The sequence below is a fragment of the Streptomyces sp. NPDC031670 genome (assembly GCF_055580545.1).
The window spans coordinates 217328-223991 of sequence record NZ_JBVILC010000014.1; the positions used below are offsets into that span (position 1 = coordinate 217328).

The 6664-nt window shown below is 71.8% G+C and carries 6 protein-coding genes; 2 read left to right on the forward strand and 4 right to left on the reverse strand.

Annotation, left to right across the window (positions count from 1 at the left end; genetic code table 11):
* Positions 1-148 precede the first annotated feature (148 nt).
* Complete coding sequence (locus tag ACZ5ID_RS25570) at positions 149-1471, reverse strand: aminotransferase class I/II-fold pyridoxal phosphate-dependent enzyme (protein ID WP_468902159.1); 1323 nt, start codon at positions 1469-1471, stop codon at positions 149-151.
* A gap of 111 nt (positions 1472-1582) precedes the next feature.
* Between ACZ5ID_RS25570 and ACZ5ID_RS25575 the strand changes: the two genes are divergently transcribed.
* Both ACZ5ID_RS25575 and ACZ5ID_RS25580 read left to right on the forward strand, forming a co-directional pair.
* The gene (locus tag ACZ5ID_RS25575) at positions 1583-2791 is read left to right on the forward strand and encodes an MFS transporter (protein WP_468902162.1); all 1209 of its coding nucleotides are present in this window, start codon (positions 1583-1585) and stop codon (positions 2789-2791) included.
* A 22-nt stretch (positions 2792-2813) separates the two neighbouring features.
* A complete protein-coding gene (locus ACZ5ID_RS25580; RefSeq protein WP_468902165.1) occupies positions 2814-3782 on the forward strand; it encodes a hypothetical protein in 969 nt (322 codons plus the stop codon).
* A 132-nt stretch (positions 3783-3914) separates the two neighbouring features.
* Here ACZ5ID_RS25580 and ptsP read toward each other — a convergent pair whose 3' ends face one another.
* From ptsP to ACZ5ID_RS25595, 3 genes are all read right to left on the reverse strand, one after another.
* The gene (gene ptsP / locus ACZ5ID_RS25585; RefSeq protein ID WP_468902167.1) at positions 3915-5585 is read right to left on the reverse strand and encodes a phosphoenolpyruvate--protein phosphotransferase; all 1671 of its coding nucleotides are present in this window, start codon (positions 5583-5585) and stop codon (positions 3915-3917) included.
* Between the two features lie 94 nt (positions 5586-5679).
* The gene (locus ACZ5ID_RS25590; protein ID WP_468902170.1) at positions 5680-6129 is read right to left on the reverse strand and encodes a PTS sugar transporter subunit IIA; all 450 of its coding nucleotides are present in this window, start codon (positions 6127-6129) and stop codon (positions 5680-5682) included.
* 295 nt (positions 6130-6424) lie between these two features.
* A partial coding sequence (locus tag ACZ5ID_RS25595) for a hypothetical protein (RefSeq protein WP_468902173.1) occupies positions 6425-6664 on the reverse strand: 240 nt, incomplete at its 5' end.

Consider the following 6664-nt stretch of genomic DNA (forward strand, 5'->3'; position numbering starts at 1 on the left):
GGGGAAATGGGGTTGGGGGAAAAACTGGGGTTTGCTGTTTTTGGAGGGGGAGTTAAAAAGAAACCGCACCGAAAGAGAACACCCCCGGGTGCCCCCAAGGGAACCCCCCGGGGTGCGCTCTCACCTCCGGCCCGTCACCTTCCGCCCGTCACCCTCCGTACGTGGCCTCGGACTCGTCCAGCACCTCCGCGAAGTCCGAGGCGAGCCGGGCCGCCTCAGCCGGTGCCAGTGCCGCCGGGGTGATCCGTACACCGGGCCCCGAGGCGATCCGGAACCGCGCCCCGGCGGCCACCCACCACCCGCGCGAGCGCAGCCCGTTCACCACCGCGGACTCGTCCCGCACCGGCACCCACAGGTTCATCCCGCTCGCCCCGTGCGAGGGGATCCCGCGCCGCTCCAGCTCGTCCGCCAGAGCGCGCCGCCGCTCCCCGTACGCGTCACGCGCGCGATGGACGAGTTCCCCCGCCGTCCGGTCGGTCAGCAGCCCGAGCACCGTGCCCTGGAGCAGATGGCTCACCCAGCCGGAGGTCAGCAGCAGCCGCCCGTCGTGCCGCGCCAGCGTCGCCGGGTCACAGGCGGCGGCGGCCCACCGCAGGTCCGTGCCCAGGTACTTCGTCACGGTCCGCACATGCGCCCAGCGGGCCAGCTTGCCGCCCTCCGTCAGGCTGTGCAGCGGCGCCCCGGCGATCTCCGCCGCGTGGTCGTTCTCGATCACCAGCACCTCGGGGGCCCCGCGCACCACCCCCACCAGCTCGTCCCGTCGCCGCCGGGAGAAGCAGCCGCCGTACGGGTTCTGCGCGCGCGGGCTGCACACCACGGCCCGCGCCCCGGCCCGCAGCGCCTCGCGCAGCGGCTCCGGCCGCATCCCCTCGTCGTCGACCGCGACCGGGATCGTCCGCAGCCCCATCACCTGCACCAGGTCGAGCAGATGGTGGTAGCCCGGGTCCTCCATGGCCACCGCGTCGCCGGGCCGCAGCTCGGTGGTGAGCAGCCGGGCGACGCAGTCCAGCGCCCCATGGGCGAAGGTCACCGATTCCGTCGGCACGCCGTCGGCGCCCAGCCACTCCTGGACGCGCTCCTCCAGCAGGGGCAGCCGGGGTGTCGAGCGGTGCGACCGCGCACCCGCCGTCGTCCGCACCGGCGCGGGCAGTTCGGGCAGGAAGGCGGGGTCGGGGTGGCCGCCCGCGAGGTCCCGCAGCCCCTCGGGCACCTTCGGCGGGCGCCGCGAGGCGACCGAGGGCGCGGCGGCGACCACGGTCCCGCCCCGGCCGTGCGTGACCACGACACCGCGCCCGCGCAGGTCCTTGTAGGCCGTCGCCACGGTGCCGGGACTCACGCCCAGGTCCTCCGCCAGCCGGCGGACCGGCGGAAGCGTGTCCCCGGGCGCCAAGGAGCCCTCGGCGACGGCCCTTTCTACGGAAGCGGCAATTCCCTTGGCCGAGGTGCCGCCGATCGCATATTGTTCTGCCACGTACGGAACTATGTATCAATACATAATTCACGTCAAGGGGGAGCAGTGACACCGCACAGCCGTCGAGCCGCACTGTGGGAACGAGTCCCGGGAGGCCGCGACGGCCGACTGATGCTCTGGGTCGCTTTCGTCGACCGCACCGGAAGCGGTCTGTGGGCCGCCGTCTCCGTCCTGTACTTCACCTACGTGGCAGGGCTCTCGGTCACCCAGGTCGGCACCCTGGTCGCCCTCGCCGGCGCCGTGGGTATCGCGGGCGCGCCCATAGGAGGCCGAATCGCCGACCGGCTGCCCCTCACACGCGTGCTCATCGTCTTCCAGATCCTGCGCGCGCTCGCCTCGGCCGCACTGCTCACCACCGACAACTACGCGCTCCTCCTGCTGTACTCGGCAGTCGGCAGCTTCGGCGACCGCTCCGCCAACGTGCTCACCAAGCTGTACGCGGCCCGTGTCGCCGGCCCCGACCGCGTCCGCTACCAGGCCGTCAGCCGCACCCTGGCCAACGCCGGCTGGGCCGTCGGAGGCCTCGCCGCCGCAGCCGCCCTCGCACTCGCCACCACCGCCGCCTACCAGTGGCTGCTCGCCGGGGACGCCCTCTCCTTCGTGGGCGCCGCACTGGTCACCAGCCGCTGCGCCGAACCGCCCTCCCCCTCACGTACCGTCGCCACCTCCAGGAAGCCCGCCCCCGCCGCACGCCCGGGCAGCCCCTGGAAGGACCGCGCCTACCTCGCCTATGTCGCCACCGAGGCCGTCCTCTTCATGGACGACGCCGTCTTCAAGGTCGGCATCCCCCTCTGGGCCGTCTCCGCCACGGACGCGCCCCACGGACTCGTACCGCTGCTGATGGTGCTCAACAACGTGATGGTGGTGGGCCTCCAGGTCCCCCTGGCCCGCTTCGGCGCCACCACCGAGGCGGCCCACCGCCTGCTCCTCCCGCTCGCCGCGGTCTTCGCCGCCGCGGGCGTCGCCATGGCAGCCTCGGCGGTCCACGGCGCCGTGGCGGCGAGCATCTGCCTGACCGTCTCGGCTGCGGCGTTCACACTGGCCGAGATGATCCACGCCACCGTCTCGTGGGAGCTCTCCCTCGCCCTGGCCCCGGAGCACGCCCAGGGCGCCTACCTCGGCGTGCACGGACTGGCCCAGTCCGCCCAGCGCAGCGCGGGACCGCTCGCCGTCACCGCGGCCATCGCCACCGGCCCCGTCGGCTGGACCGTCTTCGGCGCCGCCATCGCTCTGACCTGCTGTGTTCAGCACCGGTTCGTACGGGACCGGCTGCCGCGACCGGCGCTGTCAGTGGCCCCGGTTACGGTGAGTGAGCACTGATCGACAGCGCTCAGGGGGAAACATGGCGCACATCCGCAACTCAAGGAAAAGCACCGGCAGGACCACCACCACCCGCTCACCTCGCGGCACCCGACCGGTCCACAAGGCCCGCGCCAACCGGCGCACCCTGCGCAGGGAGACGCCCAGCACGGTGGCCCTGCTGGCCGACGCGTACGACTTCGAGGCGATGACGCGGTACCGGACCTTCGCCTTCGACGACCACACGGCCTACCTCCGTCAGGTCGAGGGCCTGCTCCGGTCCTTCGCGGCCCAGGGGCTGCACACCACGGTCGCCCTCTTCGACCCGGAGGAGTTCACCGAGTTCTGCACGGCCACCGGCATCGACCCCGACACCCCCGCCAGCCGCACCCGCTTCACCGCCGAGATCGCGGCAGCGGGCACCCGCGTCCCCTACCACGGCCAGCCCATCGACAGCCTGGTGCCCGAGCTCATCAACAAAGCGGTCCGCCAGGCGACCTGGGACTACGCCACACTGCTCCTGGCCGATCTGGGGGAGTGCGCCGAATGCGGCCAGGACATCGGCCGCTCGGCCTTCGAACGCGCCTCGACGATCCTCACCCGCCTGATCGAGGCCGCGGGACCGGGCCTGCACCACATGGTGTGCAGCGTCCAGGCGCAGCGGGAACAGCTCATCGCCGTGCTCCACGCCGAGGGGCGAGGCGGCGCCGAGGGGCGCGGCGGTGAACCCGTCCGTCTCGACGAGACGGACGTCGCCGAGTTCGTCACCGTCCTCGCCGCGGGGATCGCCCAGCACAGCCCAGGAGGCCTGGTGCTGCGGACGACATCGGCGGACGCCCCCGACCGCGTCCACGGCTGGCGTCTGCACGAGGGCGGTCTGCACCCGCTCACCGCCGGTGAGGTCTTCAGCGCGTACTGCACGGATGCCGACACCGGAGACCCGGTGGCACCCGAACCAGGAGTGGACTACCGCGCGGGCTTCCCGTTCGACCAGCCCACCACCGACCACTGAGGACAGGAGGACCGGAGGGACCGCCGCCCAGGAGTAGACGAAAGGGACTCCCCGTCGCCACGACGACGGGAAGCCCCTCCACTCACAGACACTCGGCTGCCGCGCACCGGGGCGGCGGCAGCCGAGCCCGGGTCACTCCCCGGACAGCACCGCCCGCGCGGCCACCCGGGCCTCTTCGGCCGAGTCCGCGGCACGGGCCGCGGACGCCGCGCGCTCGCACTGGGCGAGTGTGTACTTCGCCAGCGTCGCGCGCACATAAGGAATGGACGCGGCACCCATCGACAGGCTGGTCACACCCAGACCCGTCAGCACACAGGCGAGCAGCGGATCGGAGGCCGCCTCACCACAGACACCACAGCTCTTGCCCTCGGCCCTGGCCGCCTCGGCGGACAGCGCGACCAGGTCGAGCAGCGCCGGCTGCCACGGGTCCTGGAGCCGCGACACCGCACCGACCTGCCGGTCGGCCGCGAACGTGTACTGGGCCAGGTCGTTGGTGCCCAGCGACAGGAACTCGACCTCCTGAAGGATCGAGCGCGCACGGAGCGCGGCGGAGGGGATCTCCACCATCGCGCCGAACTTCGCCCGCAGCCCGGCCTCCCGGCACGCGTCCGCGAACGCCTTGGCGTCCGTACGGTCCGCGACCATCGGCGCCATGACCTCCAGGTAGACCGGAAGCCCCTCGGCGGCCCTGGCCAGCGCCGTCAGCTGCGTCCGCAGCACGTCGGGGTGGTCGAGCAGCGAGCGCAGACCACGCACACCGAGCGCCGGGTTCGGCTCATCGGCGGGGGTCAGGAAGTCGAGCGGCTTGTCGGCGCCCGCGTCCAGCACCCGCACGACCACCCGGCCCTCCGGGAAGGCCTCCAGGACCTTGCGGTAGGCCTCGACCTGCTTCTCCTCCGACGGCGCCTTCGCGGAGTCGTCCAGGAAGAGGAACTCGGTACGGAACAGACCGACGCCCTCGGCGCCCGCCTCCACGGCCGCCGGGACGTCGGCGGGACCGCCGACGTTGGCGAGCAGCGGAACCTTGTGCCCGTCCGAGGTGGCCCCCGGACCGGAGGAAGCGGCCAGCGCGGCCCGGCGCTCGGCGGCGGCGCGCTCCAGCTCGGCGCGCTTGTCCTCGCTCGGCTCGACGAAGATCTCACCGGTGCTGCCGTCGACGGCCACCAGCGTGCCCTCGGCCAGTTCACCGGCGCCCGGCAGCGCCACGATCGCGGGGACACCCAGCGCCCGCGCCAGAATCGCGCTGTGGCTGGTGGGGCCGCCCTCCTCGGTCACGAAGCCGAGCACGAGCGCGGGGTCGAGCAGCGCGGTGTCGGCGGGAGCGAGATCGCGCGCGATCAGTACATACGGCTCGTCGCTGTCCGGGACACCCGGCATGGGGACGCCCAGCAGGCGCGCCACGATGCGGTTGCGCACGTCGTCGAGGTCCGCAACCCGCCCGGCCATGTACTCACCCGCGCCCGCGAGGAGCTCGCGGTAGTGGGAGAACGCGTCGTACACGGCCCGCTCGGCGGTGCTGCCGACGGCGATACGACGGTCGACGTCGGCGATCAGCTCGGGGTCCTGGGCGATCAGGGCCTGGGCCTCCAGCACGGCCTGCGCCTCACCGCCCGCCAGGTTGCCGCGCGCGTTCAGGTCGGCCGCCACGGCCTCCACGGCCTTGCGGGCACGCCCCTGCTCGCGCTCCGCCTCCTCCGCGGGAATCTGCTTGGCCGGCGGCTCCAGGACCGCAGTACCCATGTGCCGGACCTGGCCGATCGCCACACCGTGGCTCACGCCGACGCCTCGCAGCGTTGTCTCCATTTCACCGTCTCCGATTGGTGCGGCGGTCTCCGCCACCGCGGTGGATGTCCGACCCGCCGTCTCCACGACGGCGGCGTCATGACTACGGGCCGAACTACTTCCAGCTGAACAGGGCGTCGCCGGCCTTCACTTCACCGCTCTCGACCAGCGCGGAGAGGGATTCAGCCGTGGCCTCCAGCGCCACGATGGGGCACACCGGGGACTTCCCGGCCTCCTCCACGGCGGCCGGGTTCCAGCGCACGACGGCCTGGCCGCGCTGCACGGTGTCGCCCTTGTTGACCAGCAGTTCGAAGCCCTCGCCGTTGAGCTGGACGGTGTCGATACCGAGGTGCGTCAGCACACCGTGGCCCTGGTCGTCCACGACGACGAAAGCGTGCGGGTGCAGGGAGACGATGACACCGTCGACGGGGGAAACCGCCTCCGAGGGCTCTCGTACGGGATCGATGGCGGTACCGGGACCCACCATTGCGCCGGAGAACACCGGATCGGGCACTGCCGCGAGTCCGATGGCACGCCCGGCGAGCGGGGACGTCACGGTGGTCATGGATGGCCTCCCAGGGGTGGGGCTTCTTCGCGTCACCGCCACTTCCTGCTGGGTGGCGGCGTACTTTTCAGAAGGGTAAGTCATGAGAAGTCCGGGTTCGCCTGGTATGACCCCAGGTCGGGCTTCCCCGACGGAGACTACTGGACTAGACCGGTGCGGTAGTGGACTAGACCATAGACCCCTGAGGGCCTCGGGGCCGATTTGCCCCGACCGCGCCGGGGCCTGTACTGTCCTAAGTCCCGCCTGACCGCTACGTGTGAACTTCACGTGCATGCGTCGGGGCGGGCAGGCTCCTTCATTCGCTGATCTTGATCCGCACCTCGCTCTGCTGCCTCGGTATTTCCGTGCGTCGCAAAACGAAGTGGCCGGAGAGACGGAAAAGCACTGATAGAGTCGGAACCGCCGGAAAGGGAAACGCGAAAGCGAAAACCTGGAAAGCGCCGAGGAAATCGAGCCGGAAACGGTCTGATAGAGTCGGAAACGAAGGAAGCGCCCGGAGGGCCCGGAAACGGGAACGAAGGAAGCGTCCGTACCT